At 62.1% G+C, this 26,933-nt stretch carries 18 protein-coding genes, 1 rRNA gene and 1 pseudogene (1 of these 20 running past the window's edge); 10 read left to right on the top strand and 10 right to left on the bottom strand.

Annotation, left to right across the window (positions count from 1 at the left end; translation table 11 throughout):
* A 16S ribosomal RNA gene (locus tag ABCW43_RS16230) occupies positions 1-623 on the bottom strand (it extends 858 nt beyond the left edge of the window).
* Between the two features lie 753 nt (positions 624-1,376).
* Here ABCW43_RS16230 and ABCW43_RS16225 point away from each other — a divergent pair.
* Entirely contained in the window at positions 1,377-3,314 is a 1,938-nt protein-coding gene (locus tag ABCW43_RS16225) for a M23 family metallopeptidase (RefSeq protein ID WP_345926211.1), read from the top strand.
* 79 nt (positions 3,315-3,393) lie between these two features.
* Here ABCW43_RS16225 and clpB read toward each other — a convergent pair whose 3' ends face one another.
* Both clpB and ABCW43_RS16215 read right to left on the bottom strand, forming a co-directional pair.
* Positions 3,394-5,994 (bottom strand): ATP-dependent chaperone ClpB, encoded by a 2,601-nt coding sequence (gene clpB / locus ABCW43_RS16220; RefSeq protein ID WP_345926209.1) that lies wholly within the window; start codon positions 5,992-5,994, stop codon positions 3,394-3,396.
* A gap of 220 nt (positions 5,995-6,214) precedes the next feature.
* A complete protein-coding gene (locus ABCW43_RS16215; protein ID WP_345926207.1) occupies positions 6,215-6,910 on the bottom strand; it encodes a DUF6998 domain-containing protein in 696 nt (231 codons plus the stop codon).
* 450 nt (positions 6,911-7,360) lie between these two features.
* On the opposite strand from ABCW43_RS16215, the gene ABCW43_RS16210 reads away from it, so the two are divergent.
* Complete coding sequence (locus ABCW43_RS16210; RefSeq protein WP_345926205.1) at positions 7,361-8,428, top strand: 3-deoxy-7-phosphoheptulonate synthase; 1,068 nt, start codon at positions 7,361-7,363, stop codon at positions 8,426-8,428.
* Between the two features lie 85 nt (positions 8,429-8,513).
* On the opposite strand, the gene ABCW43_RS16205 is transcribed toward ABCW43_RS16210, so the two are convergent.
* The 7 genes and pseudogenes from ABCW43_RS16205 to ABCW43_RS16175 form a co-directional block, all read right to left on the bottom strand.
* The gene (locus ABCW43_RS16205) at positions 8,514-9,371 is read right to left on the bottom strand and encodes a DUF4167 domain-containing protein (protein WP_345926203.1); all 858 of its coding nucleotides are present in this window, start codon (positions 9,369-9,371) and stop codon (positions 8,514-8,516) included.
* A gap of 301 nt (positions 9,372-9,672) precedes the next feature.
* The gene (gene prmC / locus ABCW43_RS16200) at positions 9,673-10,536 is read right to left on the bottom strand and encodes a peptide chain release factor N(5)-glutamine methyltransferase (RefSeq protein ID WP_345926201.1); all 864 of its coding nucleotides are present in this window, start codon (positions 10,534-10,536) and stop codon (positions 9,673-9,675) included.
* On the bottom strand, positions 10,533-11,615 hold the full coding sequence (gene prfA, locus ABCW43_RS16195; RefSeq protein ID WP_345926200.1) for a peptide chain release factor 1: 1,083 nt from the start codon (positions 11,613-11,615) through the stop codon (positions 10,533-10,535). Before prfA ends, prmC begins: the two co-directional genes overlap by 4 nt.
* A gap of 29 nt (positions 11,616-11,644) precedes the next feature.
* On the bottom strand, positions 11,645-13,912 hold the full coding sequence (gene ptsP / locus ABCW43_RS16190) for a phosphoenolpyruvate--protein phosphotransferase (RefSeq protein WP_345926198.1): 2,268 nt from the start codon (positions 13,910-13,912) through the stop codon (positions 11,645-11,647).
* An 80-nt stretch (positions 13,913-13,992) separates the two neighbouring features.
* Positions 13,993-15,267: an aspartate kinase gene (locus tag ABCW43_RS16185; protein ID WP_345926196.1), complete on the bottom strand. Its 1,275-nt coding sequence runs from the start codon at positions 15,265-15,267 to the stop codon at positions 13,993-13,995.
* A gap of 304 nt (positions 15,268-15,571) precedes the next feature.
* A pseudogene (locus ABCW43_RS16180) lies at positions 15,572-16,141 on the bottom strand (SH3 domain-containing protein); the annotation flags it as partial.
* 142 nt (positions 16,142-16,283) lie between these two features.
* Positions 16,284-17,333, bottom strand: coding sequence for a LacI family DNA-binding transcriptional regulator (locus ABCW43_RS16175; RefSeq protein WP_345926194.1), 1,050 nt, complete (start codon positions 17,331-17,333; stop codon positions 16,284-16,286).
* A 146-nt stretch (positions 17,334-17,479) separates the two neighbouring features.
* On the opposite strand from ABCW43_RS16175, the gene bglB reads away from it, so the two are divergent.
* From bglB to ABCW43_RS16135, 8 genes are all read left to right on the top strand, one after another.
* Entirely contained in the window at positions 17,480-18,580 is a 1,101-nt protein-coding gene (gene bglB / locus ABCW43_RS16170) for a beta-galactosidase BglB (RefSeq protein ID WP_345926192.1), read from the top strand.
* Complete coding sequence (kduI, locus tag ABCW43_RS16165; RefSeq protein ID WP_345926190.1) at positions 18,577-19,413, top strand: 5-dehydro-4-deoxy-D-glucuronate isomerase; 837 nt, start codon at positions 18,577-18,579, stop codon at positions 19,411-19,413. The genes bglB and kduI overlap by 4 nt, the downstream gene beginning before the upstream one ends.
* A gap of 8 nt (positions 19,414-19,421) precedes the next feature.
* Positions 19,422-21,905: a hypothetical protein gene (locus ABCW43_RS16160; RefSeq protein ID WP_345926189.1), complete on the top strand. Its 2,484-nt coding sequence runs from the start codon at positions 19,422-19,424 to the stop codon at positions 21,903-21,905.
* A gap of 50 nt (positions 21,906-21,955) precedes the next feature.
* On the top strand, positions 21,956-23,224 hold the full coding sequence (locus tag ABCW43_RS16155) for an ABC transporter substrate-binding protein (protein WP_345926187.1): 1,269 nt from the start codon (positions 21,956-21,958) through the stop codon (positions 23,222-23,224).
* A gap of 194 nt (positions 23,225-23,418) precedes the next feature.
* The gene (locus ABCW43_RS16150) at positions 23,419-24,435 is read left to right on the top strand and encodes a carbohydrate ABC transporter permease (RefSeq protein WP_345926185.1); all 1,017 of its coding nucleotides are present in this window, start codon (positions 23,419-23,421) and stop codon (positions 24,433-24,435) included.
* Complete coding sequence (locus tag ABCW43_RS16145) at positions 24,435-25,487, top strand: carbohydrate ABC transporter permease (RefSeq protein ID WP_345926183.1); 1,053 nt, start codon at positions 24,435-24,437, stop codon at positions 25,485-25,487. Before ABCW43_RS16150 ends, ABCW43_RS16145 begins: the two co-directional genes overlap by 1 nt.
* A gap of 9 nt (positions 25,488-25,496) precedes the next feature.
* A complete protein-coding gene (locus ABCW43_RS16140; RefSeq protein ID WP_345926181.1) occupies positions 25,497-26,579 on the top strand; it encodes an ABC transporter ATP-binding protein in 1,083 nt (360 codons plus the stop codon).
* A 106-nt stretch (positions 26,580-26,685) separates the two neighbouring features.
* Positions 26,686-26,928: a DUF6719 family protein gene (locus tag ABCW43_RS16135; RefSeq protein ID WP_345926179.1), complete on the top strand. Its 243-nt coding sequence runs from the start codon at positions 26,686-26,688 to the stop codon at positions 26,926-26,928.
* Positions 26,929-26,933 lie beyond the last annotated feature (5 nt).

Raw genomic sequence — 26,933 nt, 5'->3', positions numbered from 1 at the left:
TCGCAATTCCACTTACCTCTTCCATACTCAAGATACCCAGTATCAAAGGCAGTTCCAGAGTTGAGCTCTGGGATTTCACCCCTGACTTAAATATCCGCCTACGTGCGCTTTACGCCCAGTAATTCCGAACAACGCTAGCCCCCTTCGTATTACCGCGGCTGCTGGCACGAAGTTAGCCGGGGCTTCTTCTCCGGATACCGTCATTATCTTCTCCGGTGAAAGAGCTTTACAATCCTAAGACCTTCATCACTCACGCGGCATGGCTGGATCAGGCTTGCGCCCATTGTCCAATATTCCCCACTGCTGCCTCCCGTAGGAGTTTGGGCCGTGTCTCAGTCCCAATGTGGCTGATCATCCTCTCAGACCAGCTATGGATCGTCGCCTTGGTAGGCCTTTACCCCACCAACTAGCTAATCCAACGCGGGCTCATCCATCCCCGATAAATCTTTCCCCCGAAGGGCGTATACGGTATTAGCTCCAGTTTCCCGGAGTTGTTCCGTAGGGATGGGTAGATTCCCACGCGTTACTCACCCGTCTGCCGCTCCCCTTGCGGGGCGCTCGACTTGCATGTGTTAAGCCTGCCGCCAGCGTTCGTTCTGAGCCAGGATCAAACTCTCAAGTTGAGAATCCAATCCGACTAATCACTCTTGTTCTGAATCGACGAGAACTCACTATGATCTTAAACCGCATCACTGCGCCAAAAAACCAGGTGTTCTCTTGTTCAAAACGTGACCGTCATTTGTCTTCCTATGAGCAAAGCCCGAAAGCTTCACCCGCGAAAACCGCCGACCACGTTTCTCTTTCTTCTCATCTTCAATTGTCAAATAACCGACGCTTCAAAACCAAAAGGCCAAACCGTCAAAACTTCCCGAACAGCACTGCTTTCAGAGACCAAACCGTAACCCGGTCCCAACCAGCATGCGCCAATCAATCAGTGATTTCTTTAGAACGAAAGTCGTCGTCGCCAGCAGCGCCGCCGCCCTCGTTCAGTGAGCGGGTTATAGTGCCCACCACCATTTGAAGTCAACAGCATTGATTCAGAAAAATCGAGAAAAACGACAAGGCACTGATATGTAACGGTAATTTCCGAAAAACTATCCGCAACGTGCTTTTCCGAGGACTTTCGAACCCTTGCGACGAGCAGAAACGCCTCCCTTTTGGTCCCTGCCCCAAAACCGCCCCGACAAATTCACAATCTCATGGTTACCAAGGTCCCGGCAGGGAATCGAAAAGACGTCTCGGGCGGTGTACGCGTTTGCAACGTGACTAATTTGACTCTCCATGCTGAAAGGGGCACATGTTTGGCCCAAGGTCCCGCAGGCAGTATAAAAACTGCCTACGGCAATAACGAGTATCAGGGACTGGCTTAAATTGGCATGATGACGGCCCGCAGCATGATCCGCTCGCTCGGCAACGAACCGCCGATCCTCGCCGACGGCCGTCGCGCTCCGGATCGACGTGAGATTTCGTTGCGTTGGCTGTCAGGCACCTTCCTGACCGGCATTACCTCTTCCATTCTGATGGGCGTTGCTTTGTTTGCCGCCCTCGACGGCCGGCAACAGCTTGCCATCCCGGCCGAAGCCTCCGCCTCCATCCCGACGAACGATGCAGATGCAGCCTCACGCGGCAAGCGGCTGCTCGGCGGCAATATCGTCGCCATGCCGACCGACCGGAAGGTAATGGAAGTCTCGACCGTCGTGCACGAAGGCAATAAGGAAGTCGTCCGCCGCAAGCCCTTCGCGCATGTGAAGATGAATCTTGCCGCAAACCACGTGGCGCAGGAAGATTACCCGAACTTCGATCCGATGACGATCTTCTCGTCGAGCGAAACGCCGCCGCCTGCCGCGCGTGCCAGCGTCATCTACGGTTCGAACGTCGAATCCGAGGTCAGTCTCCAAACGGTGGCCTTCCCCATCAAGGGCAGCATGTATGCCTTCGCGCAGGCGATGACGCTGGAGGAGGTCGAAGAGAACGTCCGCTCCAACGGCTCGGTACTCACCGATGGCAACAGCCAGCTTTCGGCGCTCTATTATGTCGATCCGCAGCGCTTCTCGTCGAAGGACGACGGCGGCGGTCTCGATATCACCGCCGGTCTTTCGGCCCGTGTCGTCGAGGAGAACATATCGGTATCGACGCCTGAGGCGATCAACTCGCGTACCCGCGAATATGCCGACGACATCATTCCAGTGCGCAAGGTCGAAACGGTCAGCCAGGCGATGACCGAGGTCGGTTATCCGGAAGGCAAGGCCCGCGAGATTTCCGGCTACCTGCAATCCCGCCTCGGCGAAGCCGACCTTTCCGTCGGCGACGTGCTGCGCATCGGCGTCATCCAGGAAGGCGACATGGTTCTGGTGGTCCGCGCCAGTCTCTATCGGCGCGGCGACCACCGGGTAACCGTCGCTCTCGACGATCATGGCCGCTTCGTCGACGGCCAGGAGCCGCCGATGCTGGATGCGGTCGCCTCGGCCTTCAGCGAGCAGCCGGCCCAGATCCTCGCCGGCCGCGAACTGCCGCGCGTCTACGACGGCATCTACCGGGCCGCCCTCTCCTACGGCATGAGCAGGGAGATGACCGGCACGCTGGTAAAACTGCTCGCCAGCAATGTCGATCTGCAGGCCCAGTTGAAACCGACGGACAAGATCGAGGCCTTCTTCTCGGTCGCCGACGACAAGGGCCAGGCGAACAAGGATTCCCAGCTGCTCTACGTGAACGCCCGTTTCGGCGACACGACGAGCCGCTTCTACCGCTTCCAGAACCCCGACGACAATTCAGTCGACTATTTCGACGAGGACGGCAAGAGCATCCGCCAGTTCCTGCTGCGCAACCCGCTTCCGAACGGCCGCATGACCTCCGGCTTCGGCATGCGCGGCCATCCGATCCTGGGTAAGGCCCTCATGCATACCGGCACCGACTGGGCCGCCCCGCGCGGCACGCCGATCATCGCCACGGGCAACGGTGTCGTCGAAAAGGCCGGCTGGGATTCCGGCGGCTACGGCAACCAGACGCTCATCCGCCACGCCAATGGCTATGTCTCCTCCTACAATCACCAGAGCGCGATCGCGCCGGGGGTTCGCGAAGGCGCCAAGGTCACCCAGGGCCAGGTGATCGGCTATGTCGGCTCGACCGGCCAGTCGACCGGCACCCACCTTCATTACGAACTGATCGTCAACGGCACCAAGGTCGATGCGATGAAGATCCGCCTGCCGGGTGGCAATTCGCTGAACGGCAAGGCGCTCGCCCGTTTCGAAGAGGAACGCAAGCGCATCGATACGCTGCTCAACACCCAGTCGGCCGACGAGGTCGCCAGCCGCTAAGGCTGTTACCAGACCGGCCCCGGGCGCAGACGAAAACGGCGGCCGGAGCCGCCGTTCTGCCTTGAATGTTCGACCTGACCTACGCAGCCTCGCTCACAACCCGCTTGACCCGGAACAGCAGCCGGTCCGAACCGGCCGAGACCGCAACGGCCGAGCCGTCCGGGATCTGGCCACCGAGAATCTGCTCGGCGAGCGGGTCCTGCATGTATTTCTGGATCACCCGCTTCAGCGGACGAGCGCCATAGACGGGATCATAACCCTTGTCGGCCAGCCACTCGCGGGCGTCCGGACCGAGATCGATGCTGATCTTCCGTTCCGCCAGAAGCGACAGCAGCCGCTTCATCTGGATATCGACAATCGCACCCATCTCGTTGCGCTTCAGGCGATGGAACAGGATGATCTCATCGACGCGGTTGAGGAATTCAGGCCGGAACGAGGCTTTCACCACGCTCATTACCTGCTCGCGCACGCTTTCGGAATCCTCGTCCTCCCGAAGAGCGGTCAGATATTCCGCCCCGAGATTGGAGGTCATGATGATCATCGTGTTCTTGAAGTCGACCGTGCGGCCCTGCCCGTCCGTCAGGCGACCGTCGTCGAGCACCTGCAGGAGAACGTTGAACACATCAGGATGCGCCTTCTCGATCTCGTCGAACAGCACGACCTGATAGGGCTTGCGGCGGACGGCTTCGGTCAGCGCGCCGCCTTCGTCATAACCGACATAACCCGGAGGCGCACCGATCAGCCGGGCCACGGAGTGCTTCTCCATGTATTCCGACATGTCCATGCGCACCATCGCCGTTTCGTCGTCGAACAGGAAGCGGGCGAGAGATTTTGTCAGCTCTGTCTTACCGACACCGGTCGGGCCGAGGAAAATGAACGAGCCGATCGGCCGGTTCGGATCCTGCAGCCCGGCGCGCGAACGCCGAACCGCGCGCGAGACGGCCTGGACCGCATCGCCCTGGCCGACGACCGACTTCGCCAGTTCGTCCTCCATGCGCAGCAGCTTGTCGCGCTCGCCTTCCAGCATCTTGTCGACCGGAATGCCGGTCCAGCGCGACACCACATGGGCGATCGCATCCGGGTTCACGACTTCCTGCACCATCGCATTGGTCGAACTGTCCTGGGCTTCGGCTTCCACGAGGCGCTTTTCCAGCTCGGGGATCACGCCATAGGTAAGCTCCCCGGCACGCTGGAACTCACCCTTGCGCTGGGCAGTCGCCAACTCGTTGCGAGCCTCGTCGAGCTGCTTCTTGAGATCGGCGGCAAGGCCGAGCTTCTGCTTTTCCGCCTGCCAGCGGGCCGTCAGCGCATCCGCCTGCTCCTCGAGCGAGGTGACTTCGCTTTCCAGCCTCTGCAGCCGGTCGGCCGAGGCGCTGTCGGTTTCCTTCTTCAGGGCTTCGCGTTCGATCTTCAGCTGCATGATGCGGCGGTCGAGTTCGTCGAGTTCCTCCGGCTTGGAATCCACCTGCATGCGCAGCCGCGAAGCAGCCTCATCCATCAGGTCGATCGCCTTGTCGGGCAGGAAACGGTCGGTGATGTAGCGGTTGGACAGCGTCGCAGCCGCAACCAGGGCCGAATCCGAAATCCGGACCTTATGGTGCTGCTCGTATTTTTCCTTCAGCCCGCGCAGGATCGAGATCGTGTCCTCGACCGTCGGTTCCTCGACCATGACCGGCTGGAAGCGACGGGCAAGTGCGGGATCCTTTTCCACATGCTTGCGGTACTCGTCGAGCGTGGTGGCGCCGACGCAGTGAAGCTCGCCGCGGGCAAGCGCCGGCTTCAGGAGGTTGGACGCATCCATCGCGCCGTCGGACTTGCCGGCACCGACCAGCGTGTGCATCTCGTCGATGAACAGGATGATCTCGCCGTTTTCCGACTGCACCTCGTTGAGCACGCTCTTCAGGCGCTCCTCGAACTCGCCGCGATATTTCGCGCCGGCGATCAAGGCACCCATGTCGAGCGCCATCAGCTTCTTCTCTTTAAGGCTTTCCGGCACGTCGCCATTGATGATGCGCAGCGCCAGGCCCTCGGCGATCGCCGTCTTGCCGACGCCGGGTTCACCGATCAGCACCGGGTTGTTCTTGGTGCGGCGGGAGAGAACCTGGATCGTGCGGCGGATTTCGTCGTCGCGGCCGATCACCGGATCGAGCTTGCCGTCACGGGCTTCCGCCGTGAGATCGCGCGCATATTTCTTCAGTGCGTCGAAACCGGCCTCGGCATTGGCGCCGTCAGCGGTGCGGCCCTTGCGGATCTCGTTGATGACCTGGTTGAGCCCCTGCGCGGTCACTCCGGCCTTTTTCAGGGTCGCAGATGTGGAAGCCGAGCTTTCGATGACAAGCGCCAGAAGCAGGCGTTCGACGGTGACGAAACTGTCGCCGGCCTTCTTGGCGGCCTCTTCCGCGGTCGAAAAAACCTTGGCGAGCGGCTGGGAGAGATAAATCTCGCCACTGCCGCCGGAGACCTTGGGAAGCTTGGCGAGTGCAGCATCATTGGCAATGCGCGCTTCCTTGGCGTTGCCGCCGGCGCGATCGATGAGCGAGGACGCCATGCCCTGGTCGTCGTCGAGCAGCACCTTCAGCACATGTTCAGGAGTGAACTGCTGATGACCCGAAGCCAAAGCCTGGGTCTGAGCCGACTGCAGGAAACCGCGGACGCGCTCGGAGTATTTTTCGATGTTCATTGTGATACCTCCAGTGATCGACCCGCCCTTGATAAGGCACGGACCGATGATTGAGATTGAGCTCCCTCAAAGGCAAGCCCTGCCGAAGTTTCGGCGTTGCTGGAGATATGGTAAGCGGATTCTCATGTTTAAAGAGTTCAGAAGCTCAAAATCCGTCAGCAAAAAACGGTAAGCGGAGCAAATTCCCGGACACCCACGGACTCGTTCAAGGCGCGACCTTTCAATAAGCGGTTGTCGTTCGCGCGTTCAGGGCGCGGATAACATCAGCACCCAGCGTCTGCGTATTCTTAACGCCACCTTTGGAATTCAGCACGTCCACCCCAATTTCGGCAGCGATTGGCCGTAAAACCTCCATGACGACTTTAGGTAGGACACCGCCGTCACCCAAAATACGAATAGCGGCGCTCTCGTACCTGACAATCTCAAAGTCCGAATACCTTGCACGGTCGGTGATCCGTAATTGCTCGACCGGGCGCTGCTCGCGAGCTTGACCGACCGAGTAATAAAGCTTCGATCCATCGTCGCGCAGCTTTGCCCGGGCAACGTCGGCAGCCTCATCAAATAGCTCTTCGACAGAGACGCCTCTTTCCTCATCTACATTGATGCGAAAGATCATGACCCGATCTACGAGTTCAAATGTCCTGGAATTGAAAGACACCTGAGTTGAGCTGGTGATCGTCTTGACGGATATGCGTTCATTCAGTGCTGAAACGACATCATAGCCTCGCTGCTTGGTCTCAAGCGCCATTTGCCCGCGCGTAATCATTGCGGCGTAGAGTTCGCCTATTCGGCCAGTCAAATGGTTGAGTCCGGCAGGCGCCACACCCCAGCTCAGTTCTTTTTCAAACCAATTCAACGCCTCCGCGAGAGATTGAATAATCTGCACCTGCGTCAATGTTGGGCTGGTTTCTTCCATTTTCTAAGCGTCCTCGTAGAACCGTTCGCCTGAACTAGGCCGAGACGAATCGGTACCATCACGTAAATGTGCTTACCTCAGGATAGTTGCTCTTAGCTAGGAAAGTTCTCAGGGCTTAGTGCGCGGCGACTTTCCGCGAGCCGGAAGGACGGTCGTGGGCGCGGGGTACCAAGCGTTGGATTGTATCCACTGGTTTGTCGCTTGCCCGGAAATTTGCTCCGGTTACGCAAGAACGTCACAAATTTCCGCGTGACAGTCCACGATCCAGCGAATAGAGAAGCCCCATGTCGATCAAGTCCGCCTACGCATCGCGATTTTATAGCTACCGCTTTCCCAGCGGATGCGGGTCCGTGCGTAGCTGATTTCGACGCAACGACATTCCCTCAAGCCGCTAGTCTACCTGGCGGCTTTTTCAATTCCGCACGGTATGACCAAACAGGAGCCATGCCCGTGCCAAATGCCAATACCGTCGATGATCGCCGTATCGTCGAACTCACCCCTCTAACCATGCCCGCCGGCATCATCGCCGAAATCCCGCGCAATGATGCGGTCACCGAGACCGTCACCCGCACGCGCGACACCGTGCACCGCATCCTGCATGGCGAGGACGACCGGCTGATCGTGATCATCGGTCCCTGTTCGATCCACGATCCCGTTGCCGCAAGGGACTATGCGGCCCGGCTCGAAGAACAGCGACGACGTTTCAGTGGCGATCTCGAAATCGTCATGCGCGTCTATTTCGAAAAGCCGCGCACCACCGTTGGCTGGAAGGGCCTGATGAACGACCCGCATCTCGATGGCAGCTACCGCATCGAAGAGGGTTTGAGGATCGCCCGGCAGCTTCTTCTGGACATCAATGCGACGGGCCTTCCGGCCGGCTGCGAATTCCTCGATACGATCACGCCGCAATATATCGCCGACCTCGTCAGCTGGGGCGCGATCGGTGCGCGGACGACCGAAAGCCAGGTGCACCGCCAGCTGGCATCCGGCCTCTCCTGCCCGATCGGCTTCAAGAACGGCACCGATGGCGGCGTCGCGGTTGCGCTCGATGCCATACTGGCCGCCTCGCAGACACACCATTTTCCGGCGGTGACCAAGGACGGCCGGGCCGCGATCGCCACGACGACAGGCAACGAGGATTGCCACGTCATCCTTCGCGGCGGCAAGCAGCCGAACTACGAGGCGGCCGATGTCGAGGCCGTTTCCAGGGACGCCGCAAAACGCGGTTTGGAGCCGCGCATCCTCATCGACGCCAGCCACGCCAACAGCGGCAAGGATCCGATGAACCAGCCGCTGGTCGTCAAAAACGTCGCGGCGCAGATCGCTGCAGGCAACATGGCCATCAAGGGCATGATGATCGAGAGCAATATCGTCGGCGGCCGCCAGGATCTGGTGCCCGGCAAGCCGCTCACCTACGGCCAGAGCATCACCGACGGCTGCATCGACTGGGAAACATCGGTCTTGGCGCTCGAAGAGCTTGCCCGCTCGGTCCGCGATCGGCGCCAAACTCGGGCCTGAAGCAGAAGGGCGATTCTTGCTCGAAGAAAAAGGCCGCCCGGTTTCCCGAGCGGCCTTCTTGATCTGGTTATTCCCGCCCGTGGGCTTATTCGGAAGCAGCATCCGCCAGGGCCGGCTGCGAGCCGTCGCCCGAGGCTTCGCCTTCGGAACCACCCTCTTCACCGGCGCCTTCGCCACGACGCGGGCGACGCGGGCGGCTGCCGGCGGCACGACGACGGCGCGGCGTGGCTTCTGCCTGTGCCTCTTCCTCGACCGCCACTTCAGCAGGCGTGCCTTCGATCACCGGCTGCGGGCCGGAACCATCCATGACCGGGGCAACCGGCTGAGGTGGCGCGACCGCGGCCGGGACCGGAGTTGCGGCTGCGGCCTGTTCCTGACGGTTTTCACGGCGGGGCCGGTCGCGCTGCTGGTCACGCTGTTCGCGGGGTTCCCGCTGGTCGCGAGGTTCGCGTTGTTCACGCGGCTCGCGTTGTTCCCGGCGAGGCTGCTGGTGCTGAGCCTGCGGCTGCGGCGCTTCGTCCATGGACGGCTGTTGCGAGTAACCGCTGTCCTCGCCCTCACTATTGTCCATGTCGTCCTGATCCTGAACGTTGCCGTCCCGATCCTGATAGTCGCCACGATTGTCGTGCTGGAACCTGTCCTGCATCTGCGCCTGCGCGGCGGCAATGATGCGGTTGTAGTGTTCGGCGTGCTGGAGATAGTTCTCCGCCATCACGCGGTCGCCGGAGCTTTGGGCATCACGGGCGAGTTGACTATACTTTTCGGCGATATGCTGGGCGGTCCCGCGGATCTTCACGTCCGGGCCGGAGCTGTCGTAGGTGCGGCTGAGAGGATTGCCGCCCTTGCGGTTGAAGTTGTTATTTCCACCGCCGCCGCCGCCGCTATTGCTATTATTGTTACTGCCGCGACCTCGACCGCGTTTGTTCTGCTGTCCTGGCCTCATCTATCGTTCACCAATTCTCTGTCTTCGCTGATAAGGGGCCACGCGGCCTGTCGGACAGAGCCGAACAAGACTTCGCGTGCCGCGCACAGGCCGATCAAAGCGTCCTGCCGCTTGTGAAAGTCAAATTAACTGATTCACGCACCGGGAATTGTTCAACCTTCGCAACTCTTCGAAAAGAGAAGGATCAAAGGGTTGCCCTGTAACCCGAACGAATCGCTGTTCATTCCCAGCCGTCCCAGTGCGTATCTGCAAGCTATCCCGCTTCCTCCGGGAATCCAAGCCTTTTCTTTTGCCTGCAAAATCAAGGATGATTCACGGTAAATATGAGAACCCGATCATTATCGCCGTAGTCGCGTACCGCTTCCGCCAGCGTAAAGCCGGCAACACGGAAAATCGCGCTCACGGTTTCCTTCTGATCGAACCCGATCTCGACGCCGATAACGCCGTCCTTTTCGAGGAAATCTCCTGCACCCGCTGCAATCGCGCGATAGGCTTCAAGCCCATCCGGACCTCCATCTAGCGCTGCCAGCGGATCAAAATCCCGGACTTCCGGTTCCAGTGCGGGGATAACATCGCTTCGTATATAGGGCGGATTTGACACGATTATGTCGAAACACCCCGAAATTGCGTCGAACCAATGGCTGCGGATCGCCTGAAATCTTTCGGACATCCCCGACCGGGCAGCATTTTCTGTCGCCGTTAGCAGCGCATCCTCCGAGATATCGCTGCCGATGCCTTGAGCCTCCGGGCTTTCCTTGAGAAGCGCGAGAGCGATCGCGCCGGTGCCGGTCCCAAGATCGAGGATACGCGCAAAACCCTTGTCTGCGACAATCTGCCTCAGATAGGCAAGTATCGAATCCACCAGGATTTCGGTGTCCGGGCGCGGCTCCAGCGTTTCCTTCGAAATCAGGAGCTCCATGCCATGGAATTCACGTGATCCTAATATGCGGTGCACCGGCTCCCGTTTCAAGCGCCGCTCGACCGCTTTTGCAATTCGGGAGGTTTCCTCCTCGGTCAGCAGCCGCTCGCCGCCGGTGAAGACTTCGGTGCTCGAAAGCCCGAGCAGCCCGCCGATCAGCAGCCGCGCCTCGATTGCCGCATCCGGCAGGCCCGCCGCCGAAAACCGCGATCTGGCGTCCGTGACGGCTGCCGAAAGTGTCGTCATCCCTGTTGCTCGCCGAGCTGCGCGAGCTGGCCGGCCTGATAGTCGGAAATCAGCGCATCGACCACTTCGTCGATATCGCCTTCCATCATCCGGTCGAGCTTGTAGAGCGTCAGGTTGATGCGGTGGTCGGTCACCCGCCCCTGCGGGAAATTGTAGGTGCGGATGCGCTCGGAGCGGTCGCCGGAACCGACCTGGCTCTTGCGGTCGGCGGATCGTTCGCTGTCCGCCTTCTGGCGCTCCATATCGTAGAGACGGGTGCGCAGCACCTGCATCGCCTTGGCGCGGTTCTGGTGCTGCGACTTTTCCGAACTGGTCACCACTATGCCGCTCGGCATGTGGGTGATGCGCACGGCGGAGTCGGTCGTATTGACGTGCTGGCCGCCGGCGCCCGACGAGCGCATCGTATCGATGCGGATGTCTTCCGGCCTGATTTCGATGTCGATCTCTTCGGCCTCCGGCATCACCGCCACGGTCGCGGCCGAGGTGTGGATGCGGCCGCTCGCTTCCGTGTCGGGCACGCGCTGCACGCGGTGCACGCCAGATTCGAACTTCAGCTTGGAGAAGACGCCGCGCCCGGTGACCGTCGCGATGATTTCCTTGTAGCCGCCCGCCTCGCCTTCGCTGGCGGACAGCACCTCCACCTTCCAGCCCTTGGTCGATGCATACCGCTCATACATGCGGAACAGGTCGCCGGCGAAAAGTGCGGCCTCGTTACCCCCGGTACCGGCGCGAATTTCAAGGATGGCGCTTCTCTCGTCGGCCGCGTCCTTGGGCAGCAGCAGAAGCTGCATGTCTTTTTCGAGCGCCTCGAGCCGTTCCTCGGCCTCCGGCAGCTCCATTTCCGCAAGCTCGTGCATCTCGCGGTCGGTCGCCTTGTCGGAGAGCATGGCTCTGAGATCGGCGACTTCATCGACGGTCTTCTGATATTCGCGGATCTTGTGCACCACCGGCTGCAGTTCGGAATATTCGGACGCCAGCTTCACATAGACGTCGGCGGCAGGGCCTTCCGCCATGCGCGCCTCGATCTCGCCGAACCGGCGTTCCAGCTCGCGCATCTTTTCGACAGGAAGCTTCGCCACCCACTAACTCCGTTTATTCTTTTTATCCGCTAGACGGGAATATTGTTGGCCTCGGCGAACCGCACAAGCAGCGCGCGGATCGGCTCCGACGACCTTATATCGTCGAGCGCCGCGTTCAATTCTGCCGACAACTGGTCGATGTCAAGTCCGAGCAGCATCGCCTTCACCGGCCCGATCGAGGTCGGTGACATGGAAACCGAGCGGAAACCGACCCCGAGCAGAGCCATGGCCGAGAGCGGCTTGCCCGCCATCTCGCCACACAGCGTCACCACTGTCTTGTTACGTTCGCCGGCCCGCGCGATATCGCGCAGAATGCGCAGGAACGGCTTGCCGAGATTGTCGAAACGGTCGGAAACCCGGGCGTTGCCGCGGTCGGCCGCCATCGTGAACTGAAACAGATCGTTGGAACCGACCGAGACGAAATCCACTTCCGCCATCAGCTCGTCGAGCTGCCACATCAGCGCCGGCACTTCCAGCATCGCCCCGAACTGCAGCTTGCGCGGCAGGCTATGGCCGAATTTCGAAAGATGCTGCACTTCCTTCTGCAGCAGTTCCCGCACCGCGTGGATTTCCGAAACCTCGGTCACCATCGGCAGCATCATCTTGAGTTCGGCGCCGGCGGAAGCCCGGAGCAGCGCCCGAAGCTGGGTGCGCAGCAGGCCAGGACGATCAAGCGACAGGCGGATCGCGCGCCAGCCGAGCGCCGGGTTCTCTTCTTCCTGGGCCCGGAAATAGGAGACGACCTTGTCGCCGCCGATATCGAGGGTACGGAACGTCACCGGGCGGCCGGCCGCCTGCTTGATGACGTTGCGATAGAAGCTCTCCTGCTCCTCGAGCTTCGGCATGGTCGAGGCGATCATGAACTGCAACTCGGTGCGGAACAGGCCGATGCCGTCGGCCCCGGACTCGGCAAGCTGCGGCAGATCCACCAGCAGGCCGGCATTCATCTGCAGGCTGATGCGCTTGCCGTCCTTAGTCAGCGGCTCGACATCTCTCAGTGCCTTGAACTGTTCCTGGCGGCGGGCCCGCAGGCGTACCTTTTCCTCGTAGGCCTTCTGCAGGTCGAGGACCGGCCGCAGGTGAAGCTGGCCGTCGTCGCCGTCGATGATGATCGCATCACCGTTTTCGGCAAGCGCCACCACGCCCGCCGCCTGTCCCACGACCGGAATGCCCATGGCACGGGCGACGATCACCACATGGCTCGTCACCGCGCCGTCTTCGAGCACCAGGCCTCGCAGGCTGGCGCGCGGATAATCGAGCAGCTCGGCCGCACCCATGGCGCGGGCGAGAATGATGGCGTCCGTCGGGAAACCTTCATCGAAGGCGCGGCCGGAAAAGCCCGTCAGCTGGCGCAGAAGCCGGTTGGCGAGATCGTCGAAATCATGCATCCGCTCGCGCAGATAAGGATCGGTCAGGCGCATCATCCGCGCCTTGGTGTCGCTCTGGACCTTCTCGACCGCGGCTTCCGCCGTCAGCCCGTTGTGGATCGCCTCTTCCATGCGGCGGACCCAGCCCTGGTCGTAGGCGAACATCCGGTAGGTTTCGAGCACCTCGCGATGCTCGCCTTCCTGGGATACTTCGCGGCGCGACAGCATGTCGTCGATCGAGATGCGCAAGGAGCCGAGCGCTTCCGCCAGCCGCGTGACTTCCTTCTCCGCATCCTCGTTGAGGAGATTGGTGACGACGATGCGCGGCTCGTGCAGCACCACATGGCCAAGGCCGATGCCTTCGTTATAGGCGTCGGCGTCGATCGTAATGGCGCGGGTGAGGTCGAGTTCGAGGCCGGGCCTCGTGATCTTCTTGAGCTCGCCGGTGGCGATCATCTCGGCGATCACCATCGCGGTGGTTTCGAGCGCCTCGACCTCGTCCTCGCGATAGTTGCGGCTCGCCTTGTTCTGGACGACGAGAACGCCAAGCGTGCGGCCGGCCCGGAGAATCGGCACGCCGAGGAAGGAATGGTAGATTTCCTCGCCGGTTTCCGGGAGGTAACGGAAAGCCGGATGCGCCTGCGCATCGGAAAGGTTGAGCGGCTGCGCGGAGGCGGCGATCGTGCCGACAAGGCCCTGGCCCATCTTCAACTGCGAAGTGTGGACGGCTTCCTTGTTGAGGCCTTCGGTCGCGTAGAGTTCGAGAACACCGTCGGAGCGGAGCACATAGACCGAGCAGACCTCGGCGACCATGTTGCTGGCGATCTGGCGGACGATCCGGTCAAGGCGCTCCTGTGGCTCGAGCGGCTCCGCCATCAACTCGCGTAGCCGCTTCAACAGAACGCGCGGACCTGCCGACAGGTCTCTCATCGCCTATGTTCTCCCGAAACGAGGTCACCCCAACCGCAAGACGGCGCCCGCAACTGCCGGCGCGTCCAAACGGTTCATTCTCAACTCTTATCGAGACCGTAGGCGGAATGCAAAGTCCGAACAGCGAGTTCCGAATAGGCACCGTCGATCAGGATCGAAATCTTGATTTCCGAGGTGGTGATCGCCTTGATGTTGATGCCTTTTTCGGCAAGTGCCTTGAAAGCGTGCGCCGCAACGCCCGCATGGCTACGCATGCCGATACCGATGACCGACACTTTCGCCAGGCCTGATTCGGTCTGGACTACGTCGAAGCCGATTTTTTCCTTGTTGTCGTCGAGCACCTTCATGGCCTTCTGCACGTCGCCGGAAGGCACCGTGAAGGTCATGTCCGTGCGCGAGCCGTCTTCCGACGTGTTCTGCACGATCATGTCGACATTGATATGCGCTTCGGCAAGCGGGCCGAAGATCGCCGCCGACACGCCCGGCCGGTCGGCCAGGCGCCGGAGCGAAATCTGCGCTTCATCCTTGGCATAGGCGATGCCGGTGACGACTTCCTGTTCCACGATTTCTTCCTCGTCGCAAATCAAAGTACCGGGCGGGTTCAGAAGGTCACCCATGCCCGGTGCATCGGGATCCTCAAAACTGGAGCGCACGAAGGTGCGGACCTTGTGGACCATGGCGAGCTCGACCGAGCGCACCTGCAGAACCTTCGAACCGAGCGATGCCATTTCGAGCATTTCCTCGAAGGAAACCTTCTTCATGCGCCGCGCCTGGGGCACGATGCGCGGATCGGTCGTGTAGACGCCGTCGACATCCGTATAGATATCGCAGCGGTCGGCCTTGACCGCGGCCGCGATCGCCACCGCCGAGGTGTCGGACCCGCCGCGGCCGAGCGTCGCAATCCGGTTGTCGGGGCCGAGCCCCTGGAAACCGGCGACGACGGCCACCTGGCCCTCGCCCATCCGCTTGATGATCTCGGACCCGTCGATCTCCATGATCCGCGCGGCGCCATGGGCGCTGTCGGTGCGGATCGGGATCTGCCAGCCCTGCCAGGACCGGGCATTGATCCCCATCGACTGCAGCGCGATGGCAAGGATGCCGGACGTCACCTGCTCGCCGGATGCGACGACGGCGTCATATTCACGCGCGTCATAAAAAGGCGAGTTGGCGCCGGAAACCTTCGGCATGTCCTGGACCCAGCCGACCAGCTCGTTGGTCTTGCCGGACATGGCGGAGACGACGACCGCGACCTCGTGCCCGGCCTCAACCTCCCGTTTCACATGGCGCGCGACGTTGTGAATGCGTTCGAGATTGGCGACCGAAGTGCCGCCGAACTTCATGACGATGCGAGCCATACCGACAAAAACCACTGTTTCGCCAAGAGGCTCGGGAGCCTTGGGCGCCTGCTTTCAAACCGCCCCGAAATCCCGTCGTTTGTGACAGGATCATCGAGTTGCGGCGTCTCTTATCGAAAAGGCTGAAAAGGCGCAATGGTCAGAACATGGCCGAACGGTACGCTTCGGCGTGAGCTTGCTCATGCCGAGCGCAAAAAAAGGCCACCCGTAAGGCAGCCTCCTTAAATTTTTGGGCGGGATCAGCAGTTCGGGTTGCGGGTCACCGTCACGGCCGAACCGCAGAAGGATCGGGCCGCAGTCAACCTCGATCTCTGTAGAAACGGTCGCGATCTCCCTGCCAGACTGGCGGAAGCGGCGGCTGCTGGTCGCCCGGCCGCCAACTGCGGTCCCGATCCCAGCGTGGAGTTCCGTCACGATCCCAGCGCGGCGGCAGGGGCGGAGGCGGCGGAAGCCGTGCATCGCGTCTCCAGTCGTAGCGGTCCCAGCGATCACGATCGCGGTAGAAGTCGCGGTTGCGATAGTAGCGGCCCCAATAGTTGCCGACGTCGAATGTGACCATCGGAATGCCGAGGCCCTCGTAATAGTCGGGGGCGACATAGACACGATTGGAGCGATAGGTCGCCTGCACGTAGTTGCCCGACACCCAGCCGCGGCCGCCGACGAAGGCGACGTCGCACCAGTTGACGCTGCTCATGCAGCCGTAGATCGTTACCGCCGCGCCGACCGGGACGACGTCGACGGCCGGATAGCCGGTGCTTGGCCCGGACCGCATGTTGACATTGGCCGTGGCAACCCCGCGCACGGCCGCATCCGCCATCGACGGCGCCGCGAACAGGGCGCAAAGTGCCGCAGCGGACATCAGAATTTTCTTCACGGGCTTCCTCCTGAGAAACCGAATAACGCGCGAACCGGACTGACCATCTGTCGAACGGATTTCGCCGGATATCAATGTTCGAGACATTCCCATTGTTCCAGCACGGCTCTGAATGGAGCATGAATAACCGATCTGGCCGGGGTCAACCTCTGGCCGGCCCGGTCGATTGGCGCTCGGCGATGTGACAGGCAAGCTCCACCCGCCGCGCCGGATTTGCAAATCCGGTCATCCCGTCCCGCAAAAGATCGAGCGCCACGGCGCCGAGCTCGCGCATCGGAACATGCACGGTCGTCAGCGGTGGATTGAGGAAGGCGGCCTGCGGCAGGTCGTCCATGCCCATCACCGAAACGTCGCCCGGCACGGTATATCCCATCTGCTGCACGCCCATCATCGCACCGACTGCGAGACTGTCGCCCGCCGTCAGCACGGCCGTGAAATCGAGCCCGTTCCTGCGCAACCGCTCGCTGATCGCCTGGGCGGCAAGCTCCGGCAGCCAGTCCTCGACTGGCACGACGAGATCCGGGGGACAGGGCAGACCGTGATGCTGGAAGGCATCCTGCCAGCCTTCGCGGCGTCGGTCGATCGTCCGCCGGCCGGGGCGCATCAGGAAGAGGATGCGTTTGTGGCCTAGCCGGATGAGATAGTCGGTGGCCAGATGCGCGGCCGAGCGATTGCAGGGGGTCACGCTCGACAGCCGCATCATCGGATCGTCACCGTTGATCAACACGACCGGCTTGCCGAAACCGCGGGTGGCCTCGAGCATTCCTTCGTCGTCGACGGTCAAGAACAGCAATCCCGCGACGTCCGGATCGACCAGCGCCTCCTCCAGAACCACCTTCTCCTCCGACTGATCGGCGACCGCGCGGGTGACGATCTCGAGCCCGAGAGCCTGGGCGCGATCGCGCAACCCTTCCAGCACATAGAGCGTGAACTGGTTGCGCACATAGTCGATCATCGCCGCGCTCGAAGCTGCCAGGATCACCTTCTTGCCGGCGACCGGCGTCGGCATTGCGTAATTGGCGTCTTTCGCTGCCTCCATGATCCGCTGGCGGATGTCGGCGCGCACGCCCTTCTCGCCGGCCAGCGCCCGCGATACGGTGCTCAGCGACACGCCCACCTTTCCTGCAATATCCTCCAGCCGCACCCGCCGGCTTTTCTTGCCGCGCTTGCCCGGCACGATCGTCGCTGCCATGGCATCCTCCGTTCATGGATGCGCACACTGCAAAAAATTTTCAGATTGCGCAATCAATTTTCAGATGTTTTCATAGAACTGCCGCTCGGGAGACGCGGATCGAAATGCTGCGCAGCAAATGCTGCTGCAAAGGGAGGAATTGAGACATGGGCCTTTCAGCCCGGGACATCCGTGAAAAACTTGACCGCCTCGTGACCGGCATGACCGGGCTTCGTGACGACGGTCGTTTCCACGAACCCAATCTCGACGGAACCGCCGGCGACTATATCTCTTTCGAAAGCTGGGAATGGCCGCAGGGCGTCGGCCTCTACGGCCTGATCCGGCTGTGGCTGTTCACCGGCCGCGACGATCTGAAGGCGCTGATCGAGAACTGGTATGCGGCCCGCATCGAAGCCGGCCTTCCCTCGCTCAACGTCAACACCACGGCGCCGATGCTCGGCCTGTCCGTTCTCTGGCGCGAAACCCGCGATCCGCGCTGGCAGCCGGTGCTCGACGCCTGGGCCGACCGGGTCATGAGCCAGATGGGCCGCACCGAGGAAGGCGCCTTCGAGCATCACGTCTCCGACAAGGTGAACGACGACGAACTCTGGGACGATACGCTTTATATGGTCGCCCTCTTCCTCGCCTCCTACGGCGAAGCGAGCGGCCGCCGCGAACTGGTCGATGAAGCGGCCCGCCAGTTCCTCGTCCATTCCCGTTATCTCGCCGACACCAAAACCGGCCTCTGGTTCCATGGCTGGACGTTTCAGGGCCGGCACAATTTTGCGCAAGCCCGCTGGGCGCGCGGCAACGCCTGGATTACCGCCGGCATGCTCGATCTTTTCGACCTCGCCGAGGTTTCGAAGCCGGTAAAGGACTTCCTGCTCGGCGTGCTGACGGCGCAGGTCAACGCGTTGCTGCCGCTGCAGGCTGCTTCCGGCGCCTGGCGCACCCTGCTCGACGATCCGTCGTCCTACGAGGAAATCTCGGCCACGGCCGGCTTCGGTTACGGCCTGCTCAAGGGCTATCGCCTCGGGCTTGGCACCCATGAATGGCGCATCGCCGGCCTCAAGGCCGTTGAAGCGGTGCTCGCCAATATCGACGAAACCGGCACCGTGCTCAACGTCTCCTACGGGACGCGCATGGGCCATGATCTGCAATTCTATCGGGATATCCCCATCCAGCCGACCGGCTATGGACAGGCGCTTTCGATCCTCTGCCTCTCCGAAGCCATCCGGCATGTGGAACCGGGAAGCGAGACGGCATGACGATGAAAGTTCTCTACGGGGCCGGCCCTAACGACATCAAGGCTTACGACACCGCGCGCCTGCGCGCCGAATTCCTGATGGAAGACCTGTTCCAGGCCGACAAGGTCTCCTTCACCTATACCCATGTCGACCGCCTCATCGTCGGCGGCGCGGTTCCGGTATCGTCCACGCTGAGCTTCGGCTCGGGCGAGGACATCGGCACGCCCTTCCTGCTGTCGGCCCGCGAAATGGGCATCGCCAATCTCGGCGGCACCGGCGTCGTCTCGGTCGACGGCAAGAGTTACACTCTGGAAAATCGCGACGTGCTTTATGTCGGCCGCGGCGCCCAGGACATCTCCGTCGCCAGCGCCTCTGCCGACAAGCCGGCCCGGTTCTACATGAACTCCGTTCCCGCCGGCGCCGATATCCCCCACCGCCTCATCAAGCGGTCGGAATCCAAGATGCTGACCTTCGGCGATGCCAAGCGCGCCAATCTGCGGAACCTCCGCATGTACATCCATCCGGAAGTCACCCCGTCCTGCCTGCTTCTGCTCGGCATCACCGATCTGGCCGACGGCAGCATCTGGAACACCATGCCACCGCACCTGCACGAGCGCCGCATGGAAGCCTATTGCTATTTCGACCTGCCCGAAGACGAACGGGTCATCCACCTGATGGGCCGCCCGGAAGAAACGCGCCACCTCGTGGTCAAGAACCTCGACGCGGTTCTGTCGCCCGCCTGGTCGATCCATATGGGCGCCGGCACGGCGCAATATGCATTCGTCTGGGGCATGACCGGCGAGAACCAGGAATATAACGACGTGGCCCCCGTGGCCCTCAGCGAACTGAAGTGAAGACGACCATGAATCCCGAAGCAAACTGGATGCGAAAGACGTTGAAGCCGGGCGAAGCCGTCCGCTACTGGCAGCTCGGCAGCATCGCGCAAGAGCGTTTCGACGTGCCGGACGCCCCGATGAAGGGCGAGATGGACCCGTTCTTCTTCCTGACCAAGGTTAAGAATTTCATCCCGCACGAATATCCCTGCCGCACCATCTTCGCGGAAACCTACCGCGGCAAGCGCCCGGATGTCCGCGGCTCCTTCGATGCGACCCGCTGGTGGCTGCCTTTCGGCTCGCCGCGGCTCGATCTCTCCGGCTTCTGGTTCCGTCCGACCCGGCTCGCCACCTGGACCCGCACCTATATCGAGGCGGAAACCGCCGGCTCCGCGAAGATCCGCCTCGGCACCTGCGGCGGCGCGGTCATCTGGGTCAACGGCACGGAAGCCGGCTGGATGGCGCCCTATAGCCGCAATCTCGAAGCCAAGCAGGAATTCGAACTGCCGCTCGTCGCCGGCCTCAACGAGATCACCCTGTTCTTCGACGACCTCGCTGAACGCGACGCCCGTTATTTCTACCAGTTCGACTATCTCTCCGGCCCGGCTGCCAGCGTCGCCTTGCCGGTCCCGGTCACGAGCGCCGTTGCCGCAAGCCTCGAAAAGGCGCTCGACACCATGTATTTCGACCGCCAGCATTATTTCGGCGGCGATATCACCTTGGCTCTCTCCGCGCCCCTGCCGGTCGAGGTGAAGGTCAATGTCGCGGTCGAGGGCGACTTCATGTCGCGCGAGCGCTTCGATTACGACTTCACCCTGGCCGCCGGCGCCACTAGCCTCAATATCGGTCCGTCGGAAAAGGCGCCCGCCGATTTCCGCCACTTCCGCATCACCCTCAATGCCGGCGGCTTCGTGGTTTCCCGTTCGCTCGGCGTCGAGATCTGCCATGCCGAAAGCCAGGGCCAGGCTCCCGCGTCGCTGGCCGATCGTATCACCGAGACTCTCGCCCAAATCTCGGAAAATTCAGAGCGCGACACCGTCCGCGCCTTCGCCCGGCTGGCGAGCGGCCGTTCAGGCCCCGATACGGATGCGATGATCGAGGAAATCCTGCCCTCGATCGAAGACTGCCACGACTGCGCCGATTTCTCGCTGGTGCCGCTCATCTGGTCGCGCACCGTCTGGGGCAAGGACATCAACGAGAAGACCCGCAACCGCATCGACGGCGCCATCCTCAACTATCGCTACTGGATGGACGAGCCGGGCAATGACGTGCAGTGGTATTTCTCCGAAAACCACGCCCTGCTCTTCCACACCTCCGCCTATCTCGCCGGCAGCCTCCTCCCAGACGCCACCTTCGTCCGTTCCGGCCGCAAAGGCTCGGAGCAGGCGAAGGTTGGTGCCGCCCGCGTCCGCGCCTGGCTCGACCATTTCGAACATTGGGAAATGGCCGAGTTCAACTCCGCCCCCTATTTCCCGATCGACCTCAAGGGCCTGACGGCGCTTGCCGCCCTGTCCCCGGACAAGGATATCGCCGATCGCGCCAAGGCCGGCATTGTCCGCCTCTGCGAAATCATCGCCCGCTCCGCCCATCACGGCATGGTGACGGCAGCGCAGGGCCGCTCCTACGAGCACACGCTCTGCGCCGGCCGCTCGCTGGAACTGTCCGGCGTCGCCCGTTTGCTCTGGGGCACGGGCTGGTACGGCCGCCGCGTCCATTGCCTGCCGCAGATGGCCGTCTGCCTCCGCGATCATGGTCTTGAAATCCCTGCCGAGTTCGCCGCGATTGCCGATCACCGCGGCAGCCAGCACCAGGAATGGCGTTTCGCTCAGGGCGAAAATTCCTTCGCGGCGCTCTATCATTACAAGGGCGAGCACTTCGCCATGGGCTCGGCGGTCCATTACCGCTGGGACGAATGGGGTTACCAGGAAACCATCCTGCACCTGCGTCTCGGTGACAAGCCGGAAGCTGCCATCTGGATCAATCATCCGGGCGAGACCATCCAGTTCGGCTACGGCCGCCCGTCCTATTGGGGCGGCTGCGGCACCATCCCGCGTGCCCAGCAGTATCGCGGCCTCGCCGTCCTCGAATTCACCACCTACGAGGAACAGCCGGATTTCACCCATGCCTGGTTCCCGAAGGCCGAGTTTGATGAAACCAGCGTTTCCGGCGGCGTGGCGCTTGCCCGCTCCGGCAAGGGCGCCGTCATGCTGCTCAGCCCCTCGAAGCTGGAGGCCGTGACCGAGGGACCGTCCGCAGGGGCTGAACTGCGCCAATACGGCCAGAAGACCCGGTGGATCGTCCGCGTCTGCGAATCGGACAATCTCACTGCCGTCGAATACCGCTTCAGCGGGCTCGCCCCGAGACAGGAATCCGACGGCACCGTCGTTGTCGAGGACCCGGAATATGGTACCGTCCGCTTCAGGAAGGACGGCTCCGTGGAAGCCGAAGGCCGCGTGATCGCGCGGGCGGATTATACAGTAAAAGGCCAAGCAACAATGCTGAGCGCTTCGTGATCTAAAAACCGGACGGGTGGAGGCCCGTCCATTCAGAGGAGGAAATGAGCATGAAAACCAAAACGCTTCTGGCGGGCGCTGCGCTCGCCCTTCTCATGTCGACGGCGGCACATGCCGGCGACGTGCGGATCATGTGGTATTCGGACGGCGTCGAAGGCGACGTCATGAAGGACCTCGTCGGCCGTTTCATGAAGGAAAACCCCGGCATCAACGTCATTCTCGACAACGTTGCCTATAGCGTCATCAAGGATCAGCTGCCCGTCCAGCTCGAAGCCGGCAACGGCCCCGATATCGCCCGCGTCACGGCGATCAAGGACCTTTCCAGGCATTGGCTCGACTTGCGCCCGCTGGTCAAGGACGCCAAATACTGGGACGATAATTTCGGCGCCCAGGCCGACTGGATGCGCCCGGACGGCTCCAAGCAGATCTCCGGCTTCATGACCCAGATCACGCTGACCGGCGGTTATGCAAACAAGACCCTGTTCGACCAGGCCGGCGTACCGCTGCCAGGCCCCAAGGCCACCTGGGAAGAATGGGCAGCAGCCTCCAAGAAGGTCAAGGATAGCCAGAAGCTGCCGTTCGCCATGGCGATCGACCGTTCCGGCCACCGCCTGACCGCTCCGCTCCTGTCCTACGGCGCCAACTATATCGGCAAGGACGGCAAGCCCGCTCCGCTCGACAAGGGCGCCAAGGACTTCCTGACCAAGTTCGTCGGTTGGGTCGGTGAAGGCTCCTTCGCCAAGGATGTCTGGGTCTCGGCAGCCGGCTCGACCTACCGCGCCGCGGCCGAAGACTTCATCAACGGCCAGCTCGCCTTTTATTATTCCGGCTCCTGGCAGGTGGCGAACCTCACCACCAAGATCGGCAACAGCTTTGACTGGGTGGCGACCGGCAGCCCCTGCGGTCCGGCCGCCTGCACCGGCATGCCCGGCGGCGCGGCACTGGTTGCGGTGAAATACACCAAGAACCCGAAGGACGTCGCAGCCGTCATGGACTGGTTCGCCCAGGAGAAGATCGTCAAGGAATTCTCCGAGCGCACCCTCTTCCTGCCCGGCCACAAGGGCGTCGTCGACAAGGGCGGCCTCGACTTCAAGACCGACAACGCCTTCGCCAAGGCAGCCCTGACCAAATATGTCGAGGCATCCAAGACGACAGCCGACACCGCCCTGAAGCTGCCCGGCTGGCGCTGGTCCGACACGGTCTACGCCGCGATCGTCACCCGCGTCGGTCAGACCCTTGCCGGCGAACTGAAGCTCGAAGACGCGTTCACGCGCATCGACGCCGATATCGCCCAGAAGGTCAAGGACAGCGGCCTCTGATAACAGCGGGGGTGAGAAACCCCTCACCCGCCTCCGCTCCGCTCGGCACACCCTCTCCACGCAAGCGGGGCGGGGGGAACGGCCACGGTGCGGCATATCCCTTCTCCCCGCCTGCGGGGAGAAGGTGCCGGCAGGCGGATGAGGGGCGAGCCTCGCCATCCGGACAAGAAGACAAGGAGGGATGGAATACGAACATGAGCACGACGTCTCTCACAGACCGCCTCGGCAGCCTTCTCATGGCGCCCGTGCATCTCCTGATGCGCATCATTGACATACCGCTCCGCGCCGTCCAGAAAGCGGCCGGCATCGGCGGCATGGCGACCGTGTTCCTTGCCCCGAACATGCTGATCTTCGGCATTTTCGTGCTGCTGCCTCTCGTCATCAACTTCGTCTACTCGATGACCGGCGGCACCGCCTTTTTCCTCTCCGAGCGCCAGTTCGTCGGCGCTGACCAATATGCCCGCCTGTTCCAGTGCGCGAACTACCTCGACCCGATGTCCTGCCAGGAGGATGCCTTCTGGACCGCCGTCGGCAACACGTTCTGGTTCGTGATCCTGCAGGTGGCGCTGATGATCGGCGTTTCGCTGATTACGGCACTGATCCTCAATCGCGATCTCGCCGCCCGCTCCTTCTGGCGCGCCGTGTTCTTTTTCCCGGTCCTCCTGTCGCCGGTCGTCGTCGGCCTGATCTGGAAATGGATCCTGCAGCGCCAGGGCCTCCTGAATTTCGGCCTCTACCAGTTCGGCATCGAGCCCTATACCTGGCTCACCGACCGCAACTGGACCTTCATCGCCACGATCGGCGTATCGATCTGGGCGCATATGGGCCTCTACACGCTGATCCTGCTCGCCGGCCTGCAGGCGATCCCGAAGGATCTCTATGAAGCCGCCGAAATGGACGGCACCAAGCCGGCGCGCGTCTTCCGGCGCATCACGCTGCCGCTTCTCATGCCCAATCTCCTGGTCGTCGTTGTCCTCGCACTGATCAAAGCCGTGCAGATCTTCGACGAGGTCTTCGTGCTCACCGGCGGCGGTCCGGGTACCAGCACGCTTTATCTCACCCAGTATATCTACGAGACCGGCTTTGCTTCGGCGCTCCGCAATCCGGGCCTTGCCGCTGCCGCCTCGATCCTGATGGGCCTCGTGCTCGTGGTGCTTACTCTGGTCCAGCTCGGCATCGGCCAGCGTGGCGAAAAGAAGGGGAAACGCTGATGGGTGTAGCCTCTCGCTTCATTCTGCGCCGCCGCGGCGGCAAAAGCTGGCACTGGACGGACATCGTCACCTGGGTCTGGCTCATCGGCGGCCTGATCATCATGTTCGGCCCGGCCGTCTGGCTTGCCTTCTCGTCCTTCAAGACGCCGGCCGCCCTTGCCGAATTCCCGCCGTCGATCCTGCCCTATGTCACCAGCCAGGCGACCGTGCAGGGCTACGACAAGCCTCTGCAGCTCTTCGACGCCAAGATGCCGGATGGTTCGACCAAGGTGCTGGCCGAGGTGCGCCGCATCGGCCTCGTCGCCCAGATGGTCGATCCGAAGGCGCCCGCAGAAATCGTCCGCGTCAACATCAACGACCGCACCCCGGTCCGCTCGGTTTCGTTCGCGACGGAAAACTACACGACACCCTTCACCCAGTTCGATTTCCTGCGCTACCTGTGGAACTCGGTCTTCGTGACGGTGACGGCGACGCTGATCACCCTGATCGTCAATTCCATGGCCGCCTTCGCGCTGTCCAAATACGAGTTCAAGGGCCGCAACCTCGCGATGCTGATCATCCTTGCGACGCTGATGGTGCCGCTTTCGGTCATCATGGTGCCACTCTATTCGATCATCTCGTCGCTCGGGCTGTTCAACAGCCTCTGGGGTGTCATCCTGCCAACGGTGGCCACCCCGACCGGCGTCTTCATCCTGCGTCAATATATGCTGACCATTCCCGACGAGCTGATCGATGCGGCGCGCATGGACAAGGCGTCCGAATGGCAGATCTACTGGCGCATCGTCCTGCCGCTGACGGCACCGGCGCTCGCCGTACTGGCGATCTTCTCGGTCGTCTGGCGCTGGAACGACTTCCTGTGGCCGCTGATCGTGTTGTCGCGCCGCGAGCTCTACACCCTGCAGGTTGGCCTCAGCATCTATTCCGGCGAGCTCAACGTCCAGTGGCACTTCATCCTGGCGATGACCGTCGTGACGATGATCCCGGTCGTGCTTGTCTTCATCTTCCTGCAGCGTTTCATCACCACCGGCATTGCCGGCACCGGCCTGAAGTAAGGATCCCCGATGGGCGAGATCACACTCACCAAAATCAAGAAATCCTTCGGCGCAGTCGACGTCCTGAAGGACATCGACCTCGATATCAAGGATGGCGAGTTCATCGTTTTCGTCGGCCCGTCCGGCTGCGGAAAGTCGACCTTGCTGCGCACCATCGCCGGCCTTGAAAAGGTCACCGGCGGCCAGATCGAGATCGACGGCAAGCGGGTCAACGAAGTCTCCGCCGCCGACCGCGGCCTTGCCATGGTTTTCCAGTCCTACGCGCTCTACCCGCATATGAGCGTGCGCCAGAACCTCGCCTTCGGCCTCGAAAATTCCAACATGCCCAAGGCCGAAGTGGCCGATCGCATTAACGAAGCCGCCCGCATGCTGGAGATCGAGGCTTATCTCGAGCGCCGGCCCGGCCAGCTTTCCGGCGGCCAGCGCCAGCGCGTCGCGATCGGCCGCGCCATCGTGCGCCGCCCGACCGCCTTCCTGCTCGACGAGCCGCTGTCGAACCTCGATGCCGAACTGCGCGTCTCGACCCGCGCCGAACTTGCGGCACTCCATGCCCGTCTCGGCTCGACGATGATCTACGTCACCCACGACCAGGTGGAGGCGATGACGCTTGCCCACCGCATCGTCGTCATGCGGGCCGGCAAGATCGAACAGGTCGGCACCCCGCTCGACCTCTACAACACGCCAGCCAACCGCTTCGTCGCCGGCTTCATCGGCGCCCCGCACATGAACTTCCTGGCCGGCGAAGTCGCCGAGCTGGAGACCGGCACCGCGACGCTTACGACCTCGGGCGGCCACCGCATGCTCGTGCCGTTCTCCGGCCATTCCCTGTCTGTCGGCGACAAGCTGACGATCGGCATCCGCCCGCAGCACATCACGATCGCCAACGATCCCGGCAGCCTCAAGGTCAAGGTCCGGCTGGTCGAAGCCCTCGGCTCCGAAACGGTCATCCATGCGGATCTGAACGGCGAAAAACTTCTCGCCGTCGTTCCCGGCCAGAAGCAGCTTTCTCCGGGAGACGAAGCTTATTTCTCCGTCGCCGGCGCCCCGCTGCACCTGTTCGACCGCAATGGCTTGAGAGTGAAGGGGAGCTAGTCCCACCCCCCATTCCATCGAACCCGCCTCGACCGGACGATGGAATGGCCGAGCGATTGCGCGAACGGTACAATCCTCACCAACCGCAGCGGGAGGAGAGGTTCCGATGTTCCGTATGTCCATGATCCTATTGCTGGCCGTAGTCTTCGCAGGCCCGGTCACGCTATCCCCGGCCAATGCCCAGACCAGGATGGTCAAGACCAAACCGACGCCGGCGACGATGGCGGCCGGCGAGTCCGTCCTGTTCGACGACAAGAGCTGCCCCGCCGGCATGATCGCGCGATATACCAAATCGCAGCGCAAGGAGCAGATCGGCAAGAGGTGCGTGCATCTGAACGGCACGCGGTAGCGCCG

Source organism: Neorhizobium tunisiense, assembly GCF_039631515.1.
In the GTDB taxonomy this organism is placed as follows: domain Bacteria; phylum Pseudomonadota; class Alphaproteobacteria; order Rhizobiales; family Rhizobiaceae; genus Neorhizobium.
The sequence above is the reverse complement of the archived record's forward strand: the minus strand, read 5'-3'. Positions and strand labels throughout refer to the sequence as shown.

Excerpts from the sequence above, each read along its gene's own strand:
- ABCW43_RS16175 (WP_345926194.1), bottom strand. The coding sequence starts at position 17,333 with ATGGCAGCGACGATCGTGCCGGGCAAGCGCGGCAAGAAAAGCCGGCGG.
- prmC (WP_345926201.1), bottom strand. The coding sequence starts at position 10,536 with ATGACGACACTTTCGGCAGCCGTCACGGACGCCAGATCGCGGTTTTCG.
- kduI (WP_345926190.1), top strand. The coding sequence starts at position 18,577 with ATGACGATGAAAGTTCTCTACGGGGCCGGCCCTAACGACATCAAGGCT.
- ABCW43_RS16150 (WP_345926185.1), top strand. The coding sequence starts at position 23,419 with ATGAGCACGACGTCTCTCACAGACCGCCTCGGCAGCCTTCTCATGGCG.
- ABCW43_RS16205 (WP_345926203.1), bottom strand. The coding sequence starts at position 9,371 with ATGAGGCCAGGACAGCAGAACAAACGCGGTCGAGGTCGCGGCAGTAAC.
- ABCW43_RS16160 (WP_345926189.1), top strand. The coding sequence starts at position 19,422 with ATGAATCCCGAAGCAAACTGGATGCGAAAGACGTTGAAGCCGGGCGAA.
- ABCW43_RS16135 (WP_345926179.1), top strand. The coding sequence starts at position 26,686 with ATGTTCCGTATGTCCATGATCCTATTGCTGGCCGTAGTCTTCGCAGGC.
- ABCW43_RS16140 (WP_345926181.1), top strand. The coding sequence starts at position 25,497 with ATGGGCGAGATCACACTCACCAAAATCAAGAAATCCTTCGGCGCAGTC.
- ABCW43_RS16155 (WP_345926187.1), top strand. The coding sequence starts at position 21,956 with ATGAAAACCAAAACGCTTCTGGCGGGCGCTGCGCTCGCCCTTCTCATG.
- bglB (WP_345926192.1), top strand. The coding sequence starts at position 17,480 with ATGGGCCTTTCAGCCCGGGACATCCGTGAAAAACTTGACCGCCTCGTG.
- ABCW43_RS16215 (WP_345926207.1), bottom strand. The coding sequence starts at position 6,910 with ATGGAAGAAACCAGCCCAACATTGACGCAGGTGCAGATTATTCAATCT.
- ABCW43_RS16145 (WP_345926183.1), top strand. The coding sequence starts at position 24,435 with ATGGGTGTAGCCTCTCGCTTCATTCTGCGCCGCCGCGGCGGCAAAAGC.
- clpB (WP_345926209.1), bottom strand. The coding sequence starts at position 5,994 with ATGAACATCGAAAAATACTCCGAGCGCGTCCGCGGTTTCCTGCAGTCG.
- ptsP (WP_345926198.1), bottom strand. The coding sequence starts at position 13,912 with ATGAGAGACCTGTCGGCAGGTCCGCGCGTTCTGTTGAAGCGGCTACGC.
- ABCW43_RS16225 (WP_345926211.1), top strand. The coding sequence starts at position 1,377 with ATGATGACGGCCCGCAGCATGATCCGCTCGCTCGGCAACGAACCGCCG.
- ABCW43_RS16185 (WP_345926196.1), bottom strand. The coding sequence starts at position 15,267 with ATGGCTCGCATCGTCATGAAGTTCGGCGGCACTTCGGTCGCCAATCTC.